14 protein-coding genes are annotated in these 15,778 nt (G+C 69.4%); 7 read left to right on the top strand and 7 right to left on the bottom strand.

What is annotated here, in order from left to right:
• Positions 1-44 precede the first annotated feature (44 nt).
• From rny to M6444_RS13205, 7 genes are all read right to left on the bottom strand, one after another.
• The gene (gene rny, locus M6444_RS13235) at positions 45-1,679 is read right to left on the bottom strand and encodes a ribonuclease Y (RefSeq protein ID WP_298328063.1); all 1,635 of its coding nucleotides are present in this window, start codon (positions 1,677-1,679) and stop codon (positions 45-47) included.
• Positions 1,680-2,061: 382 nt separating this feature from the next.
• On the bottom strand, positions 2,062-2,484 hold the full coding sequence (locus M6444_RS13230) for a regulatory protein RecX (protein ID WP_298328060.1): 423 nt from the start codon (positions 2,482-2,484) through the stop codon (positions 2,062-2,064).
• A 225-nt stretch (positions 2,485-2,709) separates the two neighbouring features.
• Positions 2,710-3,759 (bottom strand): recombinase RecA, encoded by a 1,050-nt coding sequence (gene recA, locus M6444_RS13225; protein ID WP_298328057.1) that lies wholly within the window; start codon positions 3,757-3,759, stop codon positions 2,710-2,712.
• 213 nt (positions 3,760-3,972) lie between these two features.
• Positions 3,973-4,809 (bottom strand): ABC transporter permease, encoded by an 837-nt coding sequence (locus tag M6444_RS13220; RefSeq protein WP_298328053.1) that lies wholly within the window; start codon positions 4,807-4,809, stop codon positions 3,973-3,975.
• On the bottom strand, positions 4,806-5,630 hold the full coding sequence (locus tag M6444_RS13215; RefSeq protein WP_298328050.1) for an ABC transporter permease: 825 nt from the start codon (positions 5,628-5,630) through the stop codon (positions 4,806-4,808). Before M6444_RS13215 ends, M6444_RS13220 begins: the two co-directional genes overlap by 4 nt.
• A complete protein-coding gene (locus M6444_RS13210) occupies positions 5,630-6,544 on the bottom strand; it encodes an ABC transporter ATP-binding protein (RefSeq protein ID WP_363326359.1) in 915 nt (304 codons plus the stop codon). The genes M6444_RS13215 and M6444_RS13210 overlap by 1 nt, the downstream gene beginning before the upstream one ends.
• 120 nt (positions 6,545-6,664) lie before the next feature.
• The gene (locus M6444_RS13205) at positions 6,665-6,859 is read right to left on the bottom strand and encodes a DUF3046 domain-containing protein (RefSeq protein ID WP_298328045.1); all 195 of its coding nucleotides are present in this window, start codon (positions 6,857-6,859) and stop codon (positions 6,665-6,667) included.
• A gap of 149 nt (positions 6,860-7,008) precedes the next feature.
• Between M6444_RS13205 and M6444_RS13200 the strand changes: the two genes are divergently transcribed.
• From M6444_RS13200 to M6444_RS13170, 7 genes are all read left to right on the top strand, one after another.
• Positions 7,009-11,496, top strand: a complete 4,488-nt coding sequence (locus M6444_RS13200) for a DEAD/DEAH box helicase (RefSeq protein ID WP_298328042.1) — start codon at positions 7,009-7,011, stop codon at positions 11,494-11,496.
• Positions 11,497-11,608: 112 nt separating this feature from the next.
• Positions 11,609-12,280, top strand: coding sequence for a class II aldolase/adducin family protein (locus tag M6444_RS13195; protein WP_298328039.1), 672 nt, complete (start codon positions 11,609-11,611; stop codon positions 12,278-12,280).
• Entirely contained in the window at positions 12,277-12,747 is a 471-nt protein-coding gene (locus tag M6444_RS13190) for a carboxymuconolactone decarboxylase family protein (protein ID WP_298328036.1), read from the top strand. Before M6444_RS13195 ends, M6444_RS13190 begins: the two co-directional genes overlap by 4 nt.
• Before the next feature lie 151 nt (positions 12,748-12,898).
• Entirely contained in the window at positions 12,899-13,267 is a 369-nt protein-coding gene (locus tag M6444_RS13185) for a MarR family winged helix-turn-helix transcriptional regulator (RefSeq protein WP_298328033.1), read from the top strand.
• A complete protein-coding gene (locus M6444_RS13180) occupies positions 13,264-13,914 on the top strand; it encodes a class I SAM-dependent methyltransferase (protein ID WP_298328030.1) in 651 nt (216 codons plus the stop codon). The genes M6444_RS13185 and M6444_RS13180 overlap by 4 nt, the downstream gene beginning before the upstream one ends.
• Entirely contained in the window at positions 13,911-14,048 is a 138-nt protein-coding gene (locus M6444_RS13175) for a hypothetical protein (protein ID WP_298328028.1), read from the top strand. The genes M6444_RS13180 and M6444_RS13175 overlap by 4 nt, the downstream gene beginning before the upstream one ends.
• The gene (locus tag M6444_RS13170; protein WP_298328026.1) at positions 14,048-15,562 is read left to right on the top strand and encodes an MFS transporter; all 1,515 of its coding nucleotides are present in this window, start codon (positions 14,048-14,050) and stop codon (positions 15,560-15,562) included. The genes M6444_RS13175 and M6444_RS13170 overlap by 1 nt, the downstream gene beginning before the upstream one ends.
• The last annotated feature ends 216 nt before the right edge of the window (positions 15,563-15,778 follow it).

Below are 15,778 nucleotides of genomic sequence, written 5' to 3'. Positions count from 1 at the left end.
ACCCGCCGCCGTCTAGGGCTGAACGGGTTGCGGTGGCGGCAGGATCAGCGGGCGAACTCGGTGGAACGAGACTCGCGGACGACGGTGATGCGGATCTGGCCGGGGTAGGTCAGCTCCTCTTCGACCTTCTTGGCGATGTCTCGAGCCAGCACCTGCGCCTGGATGTCGTCGACGACGTCGGGCAGCACCATGACCCGGATCTCGCGGCCGGCCTGCATGGCGAACACCTTCTCCACGCCTTCGTAGCTCATGGAGATCTCTTCGAGCCGCTCCAGCCGCTTCACGTAGGCCTCGAGCGATTCGCGCCGCGCGCCCGGGCGCCCGCCGGAGATGGCGTCGGCCGCCTGGGTCAGCACCGCCTCGACGGTGCGCAACTCGACCTCGTTGTGGTGGGCCTCGATGGCATGGATCACGTCGTCGTTCTCGCCGTAGCGCCGCGCGATCTCGGCGCCGATCAAGGCGTGGCTGCCGTCGACCTCGTGCGTGAGCGCCTTGCCGATGTCGTGCAACAACGCGCACCGCTTGGCGAGCTTGATGTCCATGCCGAGTTCGCCGGCCATCATGCCGGCCAGGTGCGCGGACTCGATGAGGTGCTTGAGCACGTTCTGCCCGTACGACGTGCGATAGCGCAGCCTTCCCAGCAGGGCGACCAGGTCGGGGTGCATCTCGGAGATGCCGACCTCTACCAGGGCGTCCTCCCCCGCACGCACGCACAGCGCCTCGACCTCGGCCTTGCTCTTCTCGTACTGCTCCTCGATCCGGTGCGGATGGATCCGCCCGTCGAGCACGAGTTCCTCGAGCGTGAGTCGGGCCACCTCGCGCCGGACCGGATCGAAGCAGGACAACAACACCGCTTCTGGGGTGTCGTCGATGATCAAGTTCACGCCGGTGACCTGTTCGAACGCGCGGATGTTGCGTCCCTCGCGGCCGATGATGCGGCCCTTCATCTCATCGCCGGGCAGGTGCAGCACCGAAACGACCGATTCAGCGGTCTGCTCGGAGGCCAGCCGCTGGATCGCCAACGTGATGATCTCGCGGGCCCGGGCCTGGCCGTTCTCTTGCGCCTCCCGCTCGATGTCGCGGACCAGCAGGGTCGCCTCCCGCTTGGCCTGCTCTTCGACTGAGGCGATCAGTTCGGCCTTCGCCTGATCGGCGGTGAGCTGAGCCGCGCGTTCGAGGATCTCGCGGCGTTCGGCCTCGAGGTTGTCCAACTCGACTTTGCGGGCTTCGAGCGCGGCGAACTGCACCTCGAGCTCCTGCTCGCGTTCCTCGAGACTGCGCGCGTCGGCGTCGACACGCTCTTCGCGCTCGACGACTCGCTGCTCGCGCCGTTCGAGGTCGGCGCGTTGATCGCGCAGGTCGGCCCCGAGTTGATCGGAACGCTTCCGCGCCTGCTCAGCGTCGGACGTCGCTTTGGCCCGCATCTCTTCGATCTCGGCCAGGGCCTTGGCCTTGAGTTCGTCGACCTCACGGCGAGCTTGCGCACGCGCCTCGTCAGCGTCGGTTTGCGCCGCGGCGCGCAACTTGATGGAGTCGGCTTCCACCTTCGCCAGCGCATCCGATGACTCCGCGCGTCGCGCCTCGACACCGCGCAACTTCGCGAACATGCTGACCAGCGCCACGACAAGCAGCACGACGATCAACGACCCGACGATCAGAATTGCCGTTCCGGTGTCCATCGACCGGCTCCCTCACGTGTAGCTGTCTGCGAACAGACTTATTCAACGGTGGGAACCGCACTGCGACCGCACTCACTTGCCCAGGAAGTGAGCTTCGTTCACCGAATCACTGAAATCGAGTCTGGATCGACCGTGTGATGCCAACGCGCCACGTCCGCAAGGCTGTGAACTCGCTGCATACCACTGAGGCCAGCGGAAAGCCGGCCTCGGTGACGTTTCGGTGTTGGGTGTTGCCATGGTGTCTATGTCCGATCCGCGGTCGCGGAGTTGTTCTCCACCTTTTATGTTGAGATTACGTAAGGGTGTACGAGGGGTCAAGGTGACACGGCGGCGCCCACATCGCGCCACCGCTGCGCTTCACCACCCGTTGTTCAGCTGGTGGTCATTCGTCGATGTGTTCGGCTGGTAGGTCGCTTTCGTCCACCCCCTCAGCCTCCAACGCTTCACGCACGACTCGATAGGACAGGCCGGCCGGGTAACCCTTGCGCGCCAGCATCCCGGCCAGTCGCCGAGTCCGTGCTGCCGGATCGAGCCTGCGGGTACTGGGCAACCGCCGGGCCACGAGCGCACGCGCCATGGCTTCCTCCTGCTCCGGCTCCAGCGCCTCGACGGCCTCGTCGGCCACCTTCGGGTCGACGCCTCGCTGCCGGAGCTCGTGCCCTAAGGCACGCTTGGCCAGCCCACGGCCGTTGTGCCGCGAGTCGACCCAAGCCTGGGCGAAGGCTGCATCGTCGATCAGGCCGACATCGGAGAACCGGTCGAGGATGGCGCCGCGGACGTCGTCGGGTACGCCCTTCTTCGTCATCGCGACATCGAGCTGTGCCCGTGTCTGCGGGGCTAGCGAGAGTCGTTGCAGCACGATGGAGCGCGCTACCGACTCAGGGTCGGGCTCCGGTTCACCCGATGGCGACGGAGCCGAACCCTCAGCGGATTTCGACGTGCGCCCGGCCCTACTGCCCATGGCGGACTTCGCCCTCCCCTGGTCTTGTGCCTACGGCGTGGCCAGAGCCGAACATCGTGACCGTACCGGTCAGAAGTCGACCGGCACCTCTGCCGCCGGTGCCTCGCCGGACGCGTCGGCCTTGGGGCCAACCCCCAGCTTCTCCTTGATCTTCTTCTCGATCTCGTCTGCGAGGTCGGGGTTGTCCTTGAGGAACTTCCGGGCGTTCTCCTTGCCCTGGCCGAGCTGGTCGCCCTCGTAGGTGTACCAGGCGCCGGACTTGCGCACGATGCTCTGTTCCACCCCGAGATCGATCAGGCTGCCCTCGCGGCTGATGCCCTCGCCGTAGACGATGTCGAACTCGGCCTGCTTGAACGGGGGGGCCACCTTGTTCTTCACGACCTTGACCCGGGTGCGGTTGCCTACGGCTTCGGTGCCGTCCTTGAGCGTCTCGATGCGCCGGACGTCGAGGCGGACCGAAGCGTAGAACTTCAGCGCCTTTCCACCGCTCGTCGTCTCGGGGCTGCCGAAGAACACGCCGACCTTCTCACGCAGCTGGTTGATGAAGATCGCCGTCGTCTTGGACTGACTCAGCGCACCGGCGATCTTGCGCAGCGCCTGGCTCATGAGCCGTGCCTGCAGACCGACATGGCTGTCACCCATCTCGCCCTCGATCTCAGCTCGCGGCACCAGCGCGGCGACGGAGTCGATGACGATGATGTCCAGCGCCCCGGACCGGATCAACGTATCGGCGATCTCGAGTGCCTGCTCACCGGTATCGGGCTGGGAGACCAGCAAGGAGTCGGTGTCGACCCCCAGCGCCTTGGCGTAGTCGGGGTCGAGCGCGTGCTCGGCGTCGATGAAACCGGCCACCCCTCCGGCACGTTGCGCGTTGGCCACCGCATGCAGCGCCACCGTCGTCTTACCGCTGCTCTCAGGGCCATACACCTCGATGACCCGCCCGCGCGGAAGTCCGCCGATGCCGAGGGCGACATCGAGCGCGATCGCCCCGGTGGGAATCACCTCGACCGGCGCGCGCGCCTCCTCACCCAGACGCATCACCGAGCCTTTACCGAACGCGCGCTCGATCTGAGCGAGCGCAGTATCGAGCGCCTTCTCACGGTCTGCGGAAACTGCCATGGGAACCACCTGGGGTCGACGGGCCGGCGTGCGACCCTGTGATCGTTTGTTCATCACCCGTGACGTTACGCGGTGCCACCGACAGCTTCGAGGGCCTCTCTGCAAGCTGTGGATAACCTCGGCGACCGGGTCATGATGGCACCTTATACCGAACGAGTGTTCGATCACGAACGACACGCCGACCAGCCGCCGTGACCGTCGCACGCCCCGCAGCTACTTCAGCAACAGGCTCTCGATGCGCCGTGCCGCCAGCACCACCCCGATCGCGCCCATGATCGCGAGGTAGGCGGCGTGCACCAGGAGTCCGGCGCCGACGTCACCGAGCATCAGATCACGTACCAGCGCCACACCGTGGTAGAGCGGCGTGGCCTGCACGACCCACTGGAGCGCGTCCGGATAGGTCGACAACGGGTAGAACGTGGCGGAGAACAGGAACATCGGCACGATCGCCAGTTGCACGTAGTCGAAGTCCTGCCAGGTGCGCATGAACGTCGTGGCCGTCATGCCGACCGCGGCGAAGGCCAGCCCGATCAGCGTCGTGGCCGGCAGGGCGAGAACCGCCCACCACGACGTCACCACCCCGCTGACCGTGGCGACCACCAGGAAGGCTGTGGAGTAGAGCAGGCCGCGCAGCAAGGCCCAGCTGATCTCGCCGACCGCGACATCGCGCGGGCCCAGCGGCGTGGCCAGCACCGAGTCGTAGAGCTTGGCGTACTTCAACTTGAAGAAGACGTTGAACGTGGAGTCGAAGACCGCACCGTTCATCGCCGCCGCGGCCATCATGCCCGGCGCCACGTAGACCGCATAGTCGATCATCCGTCCACCGCCGGTGTCGACGTCGCCGATCAACGCACCCAGGCCGACGCCGAGAGAGAACAGATAGAACATCGGCTCGAAGAACCCGCTGACCAGCGTGACCCAGCCGTGCCGGAACGCACGCACGTTCCGTTCGACGAGCGCACGGGCCATGCCCGCGCCGGCCGGGACCGGCAGCGCCCTCGCCAGCGTGTGGACCAGCGCACCAGGCCGGGTCTTCGTGGGCGCGCTCACGTGAGCAACCTCTTCCGGAAGTTGGTGACCGTCCACCACAGGCCGCCGATCGCCCACACCAGCAGGTAAGCCACGTGCCCCAGTGAATCCAGCGGGGTGGCCGTCTCCAGCACCAGGGCGCGGCACAGATCGACGCCGTGCCACAGCGGGGTCAGCCACGCCACCACCTCGAGCACGCCGGGCAGCTGGCTCACCGGGAAGAAGGTGCCGGAGAACAGGAACATCGGCATGATGACGAACCGGAACAGCACGTTGAAGCCGCCGTCGTTGTCCTGTCGCGCGGCGAAGGCGAAGACCGGCGTCGTGAAGGCCAGCCCCACGAGCACGGCCACCGGTACGGCCACGATCAGCCACGGCGAGGTGATGGCGCCCACCATAGCCGCCACCATCGCGAACACAGTACTGGTGATCGCTACGCGCAGCACGACGAAGAGCACGTGGCCGTACACGACATCGCGGATGCCGAGGGGCGTGGCCAGCATCGCGTAGTAGTGCCGATGCCACTTCAACGCACCCATGACGGGATAGGTCGACTCCCCCACGGCGGTCTGCATGGCTTGCGCGGCGAGCAGGCCCGGGGCGATGAAGTTGACGTACGACGCGCCGTCGATGCCGCCGCCCGCGCCGGAATCGACCAGCTCGCCGAGGCCGAAGCCCATGGCGACCAGGAAAAACAGCGGATGGAGGAAGCCGTTGACGATCGTGCCCCGCCAGACCCTGCGGTAGCTGGTCAGCCAATAGGCGAAGGCTCGCCCGGCCATGCGTCCCTCGCGGTGGTGGACGCTGTCGCCGCCGGGCCTGGTGTTCGTTTCAGTGGCCATCAGTCGATCAGCGAGCGGCCGGTGAGGTGGAGGAAGACGTCCTCCAGCGTGGAGCGGCGGGCCAGCACCGACAACGGTTCCAGGCCGCGCTCGTGTACCGCCGCCGCAGCGGCATCGCCGTCGTCGGTATAGAGCAGGAGACGATCGGGCAGCACTTCGATGCGCTCGGCGAGATCGGCGAGTTTCGGCTGGTACGGCGCGTGGTCATCGGCAGCGAAGCGCAGCTCCAGCACCTCGCGGGTGGAGTGCAAGGCGATGAGCTCGCGCGGCGAGCCCGAGGCGACGATGCGCCCGCCGTCCATGACCACCAGGCGGTCGCACAGTTGCTCGGCCTCGTCCATGTAGTGCGTGGTGATCACGAGGGTCGTACCGCCACGTTTGAGGCGGAACAGGCGATCCCAGAGGATGTGGCGCGCTTGCGGGTCCAGCCCCGTGGTCGGCTCGTCCAGCAGGAGCAGTTCGGGCTGGTTGATCAGCGAGCGCGCGATGGTCAGCCGCCGCTTCATGCCACCGGACAACGGCTCGACGAGGCTTTCGGCGCGCTCGGTGAGCTGGGCGAACTCGAGCAACTCGTCCGCTCGGTCGCGAACCACCGAGCGCGGCAGCCCGAAGTAGCGGCCGTAGACGATGATGTTCTCGCGCACCGTCAGCTCCTCGTCCAGAGCGTCGCGCTGCGGCACCACCCCCAGCCTGGCCCGGATGGCCGGACCGTCGGTGGCCGGATCCAGCCCGAGGATGCGCAGGCTGCCGCCGGACGGCGGGGAGACACAGCCGATCATGCGCATGGTCGACGACTTGCCGGCGCCGTTGGGCCCGAGGAAGCCGAACGCCTCGCCGCGGCGCACCTCGATGTCGATACCGTCGACCGCGGTGAACTCGCCGAAGCGTTTGGTGAGCTTGTGCGCGCTGATCATGGGCGGATCGTCAGGTCCGTTCGTCACGTCGTTCGACGCTACCCGTCGGGACCGACAGTCGGCATCTGAGTTTCGGGCCGGATCACGCGCCCGATGCAGCCTTCGGTGCTCGCCGGGCTCTCAGCGTTCGCTGGGAGCCAGGCGCAGCGCGTCACACACCGCCAGCCAGACGACCTTGGTGTCCTCGCCGGCCTCGAGCGCCTGGTGCACCGTGCGCTCGCCCAGGGCGTCGATGACGTAGTCGCGCGCCCACGAGTCGGCGTAGGCCGGACCGAGGTGATGCTCCATCCGCTGCCAGAAATCGGTCAATCGCACCTGTCCAGTATCCACACCGACACCCTCGTCGGGAGTGCTCGCACCGAGCGAAGTCTCGGCAGCCGCAGTCAACACCCACAAACCGCGCAATGCCGGTACGACCAAGGCGACGCTGCGACGTTGTCGGTGGCCGGGTGGAAGATGGAAGCATGGGTGACGTCCTCGAACTCTTCGGCCCCGCCACCAGGGCGTGGTTCGCCGACTCGTTCGCGGCGCCCACCGCGGCCCAGCAAGGCGCGTGGCAAGCCATCGCGGCCGAGCGCAACGCCCTGGTCGTGGCTCCGACCGGCTCGGGCAAGACGCTCGCGGCGTTCCTGTGGGCGTTGGACCAACTGGCCGCCGCTCCCCCGCCCGACGACCCCACGCACCGCTGCCGAGTGCTCTACGTCTCGCCGCTCAAGGCGCTCACCGTCGACGTCGAGCGCAACCTGCGCGCGCCGCTGGCCGGTATCAGCCAGGCCGCCCAGCGGCTGGGGCTGGCGGCGCCTGACATCACCGTCGGCATCCGCTCCGGTGACACGCCGCCGGAGCAGCGACGCCAGTTCGCCCGCCGGCCACCCGACGTGCTCATCACCACGCCGGAGTCGTTGTTCCTGCTGCTCACGTCGCAGGCGCGGGAGTCGCTGCGGCACATCCACACGGTCATCGTCGACGAGGTCCATGCCGTGGCCGGCAGCAAGCGCGGCGCTCATCTCGCCCTGTCACTCGAGCGGCTCGACGCCCTGTTGAGCCGGCCCGCCCAACGCATCGGTCTCTCGGCGACCGTACGGCCGGTGGACGAGGTCGCGCGCTTCCTCGGCGGCCCGCGTCCGGTCGAGGTCGTCGCGCCGGAAAGCACCAAGAGCTGGGACCTGCGCGTCGTCGTGCCCGTTCCCGATCTCGACGAGCTCGACGCCGCTCCCGCGCCGCCGGGCGAGGACACCGGCCGGCTCGGAGACGCCGAGGCCGACGGCGCTCGCTCGTCCATCTGGCCACACGTGGAACGCCGCGTGGTCGACCTCGTCGAGCAGCACACCTCGACCATCGTCTTCGCCAACTCGCGGCGGCTGGCTGAGCGGTTGTGCGCCCGGCTGAACGAGATCGCCTACGAGGGCGCACCGGGGGGCCGGGTGCTGGCGAGGGCCCACCATGGATCGGTGTCCAAGGAGCAGCGCGCCCTGATCGAGGAGGAGCTGAAGTCCGGGCAGCTGCCGGCGGTGGTCGCGACATCCAGCCTCGAGCTGGGCATCGACATGGACGCGGTGGACCTGGTCGTCCAGGTCGAGTCGCCGCCGTCGGTGGCCGCAGGCCTGCAGCGAGTCGGCCGGTCCGGGCACCAGGTTGGCGCGGTCAGCCGCGGGGTGGTGTTACCCACGCACCGAGGCGACCTGGTGCAGGCTGCGGTGGTCGCCGAGAGGATGGTCGCCGGCCAGATCGAACAGCTGCGCCTTCCGCGCAACCCGTTGGACGTGCTGGCCCAACAGGTCGTTGCCATGGTGGCTGTCGACGTATGGGATGTCGACGAGCTGTTGGCTCTCCTTCGGCGGGCAGACCCGTTCGCCAGCCTGCCGCGGTCGGCCTACGACGCCGTCCTGGACATGCTGGCGGGGCGGTATCCGAGCGATGCCTTCGCCGAGCTGCGCCCACGGCTGGTGTGGGACCGGGTGGCCGGTACGCTCACCGGGCGCCCGGGGGCGCAGCGGCTGGCGGTCACCAGCGGCGGTACGATCCCTGACCGCGGGCTGTACGGCGTGTTCCTCGTCGGCGAGAAGTCCTCCCGGGTCGGGGAGCTGGACGAAGAGATGGTCTACGAGTCCCGGGTGGGCGACGTGGTGACCCTCGGCTCGTCGTCGTGGCGGATCGAGAGCATCACCCACGACCGGGTGCTGGTCACGCCCGCGCCCGGCCAGCCCGGCCGGCTGCCGTTCTGGAAGGGCGACGCTCTCGGCCGACCTGCCGAGCTGGGGGTGGCGGTCGGCCGGTTCATCTGCGAGGTCAGCCGGCTGGACGACGAGGCTGCGAGCGCCCGGTTGACAACCGCCGGGCTCGACGAGTGGGCGGCTGGGAACCTGCTGGCCTACCTACGTGCCCAGCGGGCGGCCACCGGCCACGTACCTGACGACCGCACGATCCTGGTCGAGCGGTTCCGGGACGAGCTCGGCGACTGGCGGGTGGCAATCCACTCCCCGTACGGCGCGGCGGTGCACGCCCCCTGGGCACTGGCTCTGACCGGGCGGCTGCGCGAGCGGCTCGGCATCGACGTCCAGTCGATGTACTCCGACGACGGCATCGTGCTGCGGCTGCCAGAGACCGACGCCGGCCCGCCGGCGGACCTGGTGGTGCTCGACCCGGCCGAGGTCGAGGCGATGGTCACCGCCGAGGTCGGTGGCTCGGCGCTGTTCGCCGCCCGGTTTCGCGAGTGCGCTGCTCGTGCGCTGCTGCTGCCGCGCCGCGACCCCGGTCGGCGCTCGCCGCTGTGGCAGCAGCGCCAGCGCTCTGCACAGCTGCTGTCCGTGGCGGCCGGGTACGGTTCGTTCCCGATCGTCCTCGAGACGATGCGCGAGGTGTTGCACGACGTCTTCGACGTGCCCGCGCTGGTACGTCTGATGCGTGACATCGAGCAGTTCCAGGTGCGGGTGGTGGAGCTGCAGACCCGGGGGCCGTCGCCGTTCGCCCGCTCGCTGCTGTTTGGCTACGTGGCTCAGTTCCTCTACGAGGGCGACTCCCCGCTCGCCGAGCGGCGGGCCGCTGCGCTCGCATTGGACACTTCGCTGCTGGCCGAGCTGTTGGGCCGGGCGGAGCTGCGTGAGCTGCTCGACGCGGGTGCGGTCACGGGGGTCCAGGCCGACCTGCAGCGCACCGCGGGTGGTCGGCAGGCCAGCACACTGGAAGGCGTGGCCGACCTGTTGGGCGGGCTCGGGCCGCTGACCACCGAGGAGGTGCAGGCCCGAGTCGTCGAGCCCGCTTCCGCACCGGGGTGGCTGTCCATCCTCGAATCGACCCGACGGGTGCTGCGGGTGCGCATCGCCGGCTACGAGTACTGGGCGGCGGTCGAGGATGCTGGCCGGCTGCGCGACGCCCTCGGTGCCCGGTTGCCGGGTGGCGTACCGGAGGCGTTTCTCGAACCGGTTGCCGACCCGATGGGCGACCTGGTGGCCCGGTATGCACGGACCCACGGTCCGTTTCGCGCACGGGCGATCGCCGAGCGGTTCGGGCTCGGGGTGGCTGTCGTCCGGGGCACGCTCATCGAGCTGGCGGCGTACGGGCGGGTCGTCGACGGCAGCTTCACCCCCGGTGGCGCCGGGACCGAGTGGTGCGCGACCGAGGTGCTGCGCCTGCTGCGACGTCGCTCGCTGGCCGCCCTACGGCACGAGGCCGAACCGGTGCCGGCTGCGGCCCTGGCCCGGTTCCTGCCGGCGTGGCAAGGCGTTGGGGGGACGCTGCGTGGGGTGGACGGAGTCCTGGCCGTGGTCGAGCAGCTGGCTGGCGCGGTCGTCTGCGCCTCGGCCCTGGATCTGCTGGTGTTGCCGGCTCGGGTGGCGGACTACACCCCCATGATGCTTGACGAGCTCACCGCGGCGGGCGAGGTCGTCTGGGCGGGGCAGGGCGCACTGCCTGGAGGGGACGGCTGGGTGTCGCTGCACCTGGCCGAGACCGCCCCGCTGACTGTGGTGCCCGTCGAGGGCTTCGAGCCGGACGAGCTGCAGCAGCGGGTCCTCGAGGTGCTCGACGGCGGGACCGCGCTGTTCTTCCGCGGGCTGCTCGATCGGGTGGACGCCCCCGGCGAGGCCGCGCTGGCCGACGCGGTGTGGGGCCTGGTCTGGTCCGGCCGGCTGACGAATGACACGCTTGCCCCGCTGCGTATCCGGCTCGGCTCAGGACGGGCAGCGCACCGGGCCCGTCGCAGCGCGTCGCGCGCCCGCTACGCGTGGCCCCGTCGGCCGGCGCGTGGCGTCCTGCCGGCGCGTTCCGGCCTGCCGTCGATGCCCGGTCGGTGGTCGTTGTTGCCGGCGGTCGATCGCGACGCGACCCGGCGGGCGGCGGTGCTGGCGCAGGGGCTGCTGGACCGGCATGGAGTCGTGACCCGCGGTGTGGCCGTGGCCGAGCACGTCCCCGGCGGGTTCGCCGCCGCCTACCGTGTGCTGTCGGCCTTCGAAGAGGCTGGGCGTTGCCGACGGGGGTACGCCGTCGAGGGGCTCGGGGCGGCCCAGTTCGCCGCCCCCGGCGCGGTCGACCGTCTGCGCGGCTTCGCCGTCGATGGCTGCGAACCGTCGCCGACGCTCGTCCTGGCCGCAACCGACCCGGCCAACCCGTACGGCGCCGCGCTGGCCTGGCCCGAGGGCGGCGCCAGCGCCAGCGCCGGTCATCGGCCGGGGCGCAAGGCCGGGGCGCTCGTCGTCCTGGTCGCTGGGGCGCTGGTGCTGTACGTCGAGCGCGGCGGACGCACCATGCTGTCCTTCACCGACGATCCGGCGCCGCTGCAGGCGGCAGCCGACGCCCTCGCGCTGGCCGTCCACGCAGGACAGCTGGGGCGGCTGCAGGTCCAGCGGGCCGACGGCGCGTCGGTGCTGGGCTCGGCTGCGGGCAGCGCCCTGTCCGCCGCGCTGTCCGGTGCCGGCTTCCGGCTGACGCCGCGCGGCTTGAGACTGCGCGGCTGAGGATCTGGCCGCGGAATATCGTAGTGACTACTACGGTTGACGCTGGGGTCGTGCGGTGCTTGCCGGTGACCTGCGGTGCACCTCGGACCTCCCGATCCGAAAGGTAGACCCCATGCCCTCATCCGTTCTCGGTAACCTCGGCGCTTCGACTGCGGTGGTTCAGGCCGCCCAGTCGCTCTTCACCAACGGGGTGATGTCGCACACCGGTCATGCCAACCTCTCGGCCCGGGTAGACGGTCAGTCCATGCTGCTGACCGTCGACGGCCAGGTCCGGGATCTGAGTCCGAACCGCCTGGCCCTCGTGGGCCTGGACGGGACGGTGGTCGAAGGCGACCTGGACCCGAGCAACGCGGAGATCGTGAGCATGCACTCGGAGGTCTACCGGGTGCGGCCTGAGGTCGGAGGGATCATCCACACGCACTCGCCGCACCTGCTGGCCTTCGCGATGGCCGGGCGCGAGCTGGCTTGTCGGTACGAAGCGCTGCTGCGGTTCGGTCAGGCCGAGTCGGTCCCGGTCGTCCCGTGGGCACCTCGGGGCTCGGAGCGCTCAGTCAGCGGGATCATCGATGTCCTCGGCCAGCACCCGGGTACCCAGGCCGTGCTGCTGGGCAACCACGGGGCACTGGTGCTCGGCCGTGATCCCCTGCACGCCGCGTCGTTGCTCACCGTGCTGGAAGAGGCTGCGGAGGCCGAGCTGGCCGCCCTGCCTCTGGGCGGTGCGGTGGACTTCCCGGCCAGTGCTCTGGCAGACGTCCGGGCATCCATGGCTCGGGCACGGGCATGACCGCCGCCAGCTCGACGGCTTCGGGTGACGGTGCACCGTCCGGCCTGCCCTCGACCGAGCAGATCCGCTCGGCCTATGTGGCCCTGATGGGCACGGTCCCTGCCTCGATCGAGACCCGTCTGGCACTGGCGGAGCAGACCGGTCGGCAGTCGGCGGTCGCCACCATCGAGGCACTGCGCCACACCCTGATCATGGACAACCCGCTCGGCGACCGGGTCGGCCAGCTGGTGCACTTCGCCCAGCTGGTGGCTCTCGGTCGGCCCGGGCCTGCCCGCTTGCACGCCCGAGCGGCCCGCCGGGCCGGCGCGCCGGTCGACGAGCTGGTCGGCGTCGCCGAGCTGGCACTGATCACTGCCGGGATGCCCGCCTACAGCCTCGGGGTGGACATCATCGCCGAGCTGGTCGCCGAGGAACAGCGAGGGGAGATCAGCAAGGAGATCAGCAATGGGTCAGGGACGGGGTCCTGACCCCGGGTCAGCCGTAACAGACGCTTCCGCGAACGGCGTGGCGCTCCACTCAGGGCTGGGGTTTCGCCTGAGCCGTCTCAGCCGCGCTCTACGGCGTTCCTGGGCCAACCAGCTGTCCGGCCTTCGGCTGTCTCCACCCGAGGCGGCTGTCGTGCGGGGTGTGGCGGCCAACCCCGGTTGCTCGCTTCGGGCACTGGCCCGGGAGCTCAGCGCCGATCCGATGAACGCCAAGCGGTGCGTCGACGACCTCGAGGAGCGCGGCGTCCTGCGCAGCGGAAGCCTCTCCGGTGACCGTCGACCCCGGACGTTGACCCTCACCGACGAAGGAGAATCCCTCGCCCGCGCCGTACACCGGATGGTCGGCGACCAGGAGACATGGTTGAACACTGCGCTCACTCAGGCCGAGCGAGACCACTTCGAAGTCGCCCTGGGGAAGCTCGAGGGTCTGCTCGGCCTGGTCGACCGCGAACCGGAACCGATCCCGTCACACCCGCCTGCCCATCTCGAGGAGACACCATGAGCCCGGAGGCGACGCCCCACCCCCCGGAACCGTCCGAAGCACCACGTGGCGGGTGGGTCTGGGACCGGCGCTACTCCGAGGCATCCTGGCCCACCGAGCCCGACGCCGCCATGGTCGAGCTCGTCGAGCCACTGGCACCAGGACGAGCGCTTGATCTCGGATGCGGGACTGGCCGCAACGCCATCTGGTTGGCCCGCCGAGGCTGGGACGTGACCGGCGTGGACGCATCCGAGGTCGGCCTGGCCCAGGCGCAGGCCCGAGCCACTGAGATCGGCGTGGCGCTGAACCTGGTCCAGGACAACCTCCTCGACTACCGTCCCCCAACGGCTCGGTTCGACCTGGTCGTGGTGGCCAACATCCACCTGGCGCCCGGGGAGCGAGGACCGTTCTTCGCCGCTGCCGCCTCGGCGCTGGCCCCTGGCGCTCACCTGTTCGTCGTCGGCCACCACCTCGACTCGCTCGGCCGGTCCGGACCACCGGACCCCGAACGCCTCTTCACCGAACAACGGCTCGCCGGCCTCTTCCCCACGCTGTTCGTGGAGCGGCTCGAACGCTTCGAGCGTCACCACGAGCAGGGGGGTTCCTTGATCGACGTCATCGTCTGGGCCACCCGGACGCCTTCAGCACCGACGGGAGCCACCACATGATGCCCCTTCCCCTCGCACGAACGCCGTCCGCCCAGCAGGCCGCACGAGCCTGCCCGGCGGCGAGCTTCCTCCCGGATGTCGGCGGCGTGGCGCTCGTCGCTCCCCGCCTGCTGGCCCCCGTCGGGATCCGCTGATGACGACCAGCGGGCAGACGAGACCGCGGGGCCTGGGCCTCGCTCTGGCGGTGATCGCCACTGCCCAGCTCATGGTCATGCTCGACCTGACCATCGTGAACATCGCTCTGCCGTCCATGCAGCGAGAACTGGGCTTCTCCACGACCAACGTGACCTGGGTCATCGACGCCTACGTACTGGTCTTCGGTGGGCTTCTTCTCCTCGGTGGGCGCACCGGCGACCTGTTCGGGCGCCGGCGCATGTTCGTCGTCGGCATCGGTCTGTTCACCGCGGCTTCGCTGGCAGGTGGGCTGGCGACGACCCAGTCCTGGCTCATCGCCGCCCGATCGGTCCAGGGTATCGGAGCGGCCATCGCCTCTCCCACGGCACTTGCCCTGGTCGCTACGACGTTCCCCGAGGGCTCGCCTCGGAACAGGGCGATGGCCATCTACGCCGGGATGTCAGGGGCGGGCGGCGCGCTCGGCCTGCTACTCGGCGGCGTGTTGGTGGACATGGCGTCCTGGCGTTGGGTGCTCTTCGTCAACGTCCCCATCGGCGTCGGTCTGCTGCTGCTGGCGCCCTTCGTGCTGCCGAGCTCTGCTGGCCGACGCGGCCGGCTCGATCTGCCTGGGGCACTCACCGTGTCGGGCGGCATGGCCCTGCTCGTCTATGGACTTGTCCGCGCACCTTCCGTTGGTTGGTCCGATGCGGGCACGATCACCGCCTTCGCCGCGGCCGCGGTCCTGCTGGCCACCTTCGTCCTCGTCGAAGCGCGCAGCCCTCAGCCGATCCTGCCGTTGGCGTTCCTGGGGCACCGGAACCGTGCTGGCGGGTACGCAGTGATGATGCTGCTGGGGGCGGCAATGCTGTCGCTGATCTTTTTCCTCACACAGTTCCTCCAAGACGTCCTGCACTACAGTGCCATCTCCGCTGGGCTCGCCTACCTGCCGCTGCCGTTTGCCGTCGGTACCGTCGGACTCGTCGTCTCCCGTCAGATCAAGCGGTTCGGTACCCGTCCATTCCTCACCGTTGGGCCGTTGATCGTCGCCGGTGGGCTGTTCTGGCTCTCCTTCGTGACGAGCAGCTCCGGCTACTCCGTTGTGCTTGGTCCACTCCTGCTCGTTGGTCTCGGTATGGGTATGTCCTTCGTCCCGCTGACGCTCAATGCGGTGGCCGGCGTCGGGAACCACGAGTCGGGTCTTGCCTCCGCGTTGCTCAACACGAGCCAACAGGTCGGCGGATCTATCGGGCTCGCGGCTCTGGTCACGGTGGCGGCTACGGTCACTCGTGACCGGATGAGCCAGGTCACGGGCGCACTTCATGGAGCACTCGGTGCCAGTCGGGGAGCCGGGGCCACGACCACCCTGCACCAGCTCACCGTGAACGCAACCGTGCGCGGGTATCAAGCCGCCTTCCTCGGTGGAGCGATCGTTGCCGGAGCGGCATTCCTCATCGCGTTGCTCGTGGTGCGGGCCCAAGGTCGGAGCGCGACTCCTGCCGTGGCACCGGCAGCGGAGTCGATATCGGTAGCGTGAGGGGGGCTGTCCTGCGCTGCAGGGGATGGAGCGTGTCGGCGTACGACCTCACGTGCTAGTTCGGGTACGACCTCACGTGTCCCCTGCAGGCGGCGCTCGTGTCGCTCGAAGGGCTCGAGCCCGGAGCCCACGGGGACGAGGAGGCCGGGGTGGACTGGGCGGATCTGTGGTGGCCCGACGACCGGTCGTGGCTCATCGCCATCACGCCAAGGCCAA

Origin of the sequence: Haloactinopolyspora sp. (assembly GCF_027324685.1) — a bacterium.
GTDB lineage: Bacteria > Actinomycetota > Actinomycetes > Jiangellales > Jiangellaceae > Haloactinopolyspora.
This window is presented reverse-complemented; position numbering and strand designations above follow the sequence as displayed.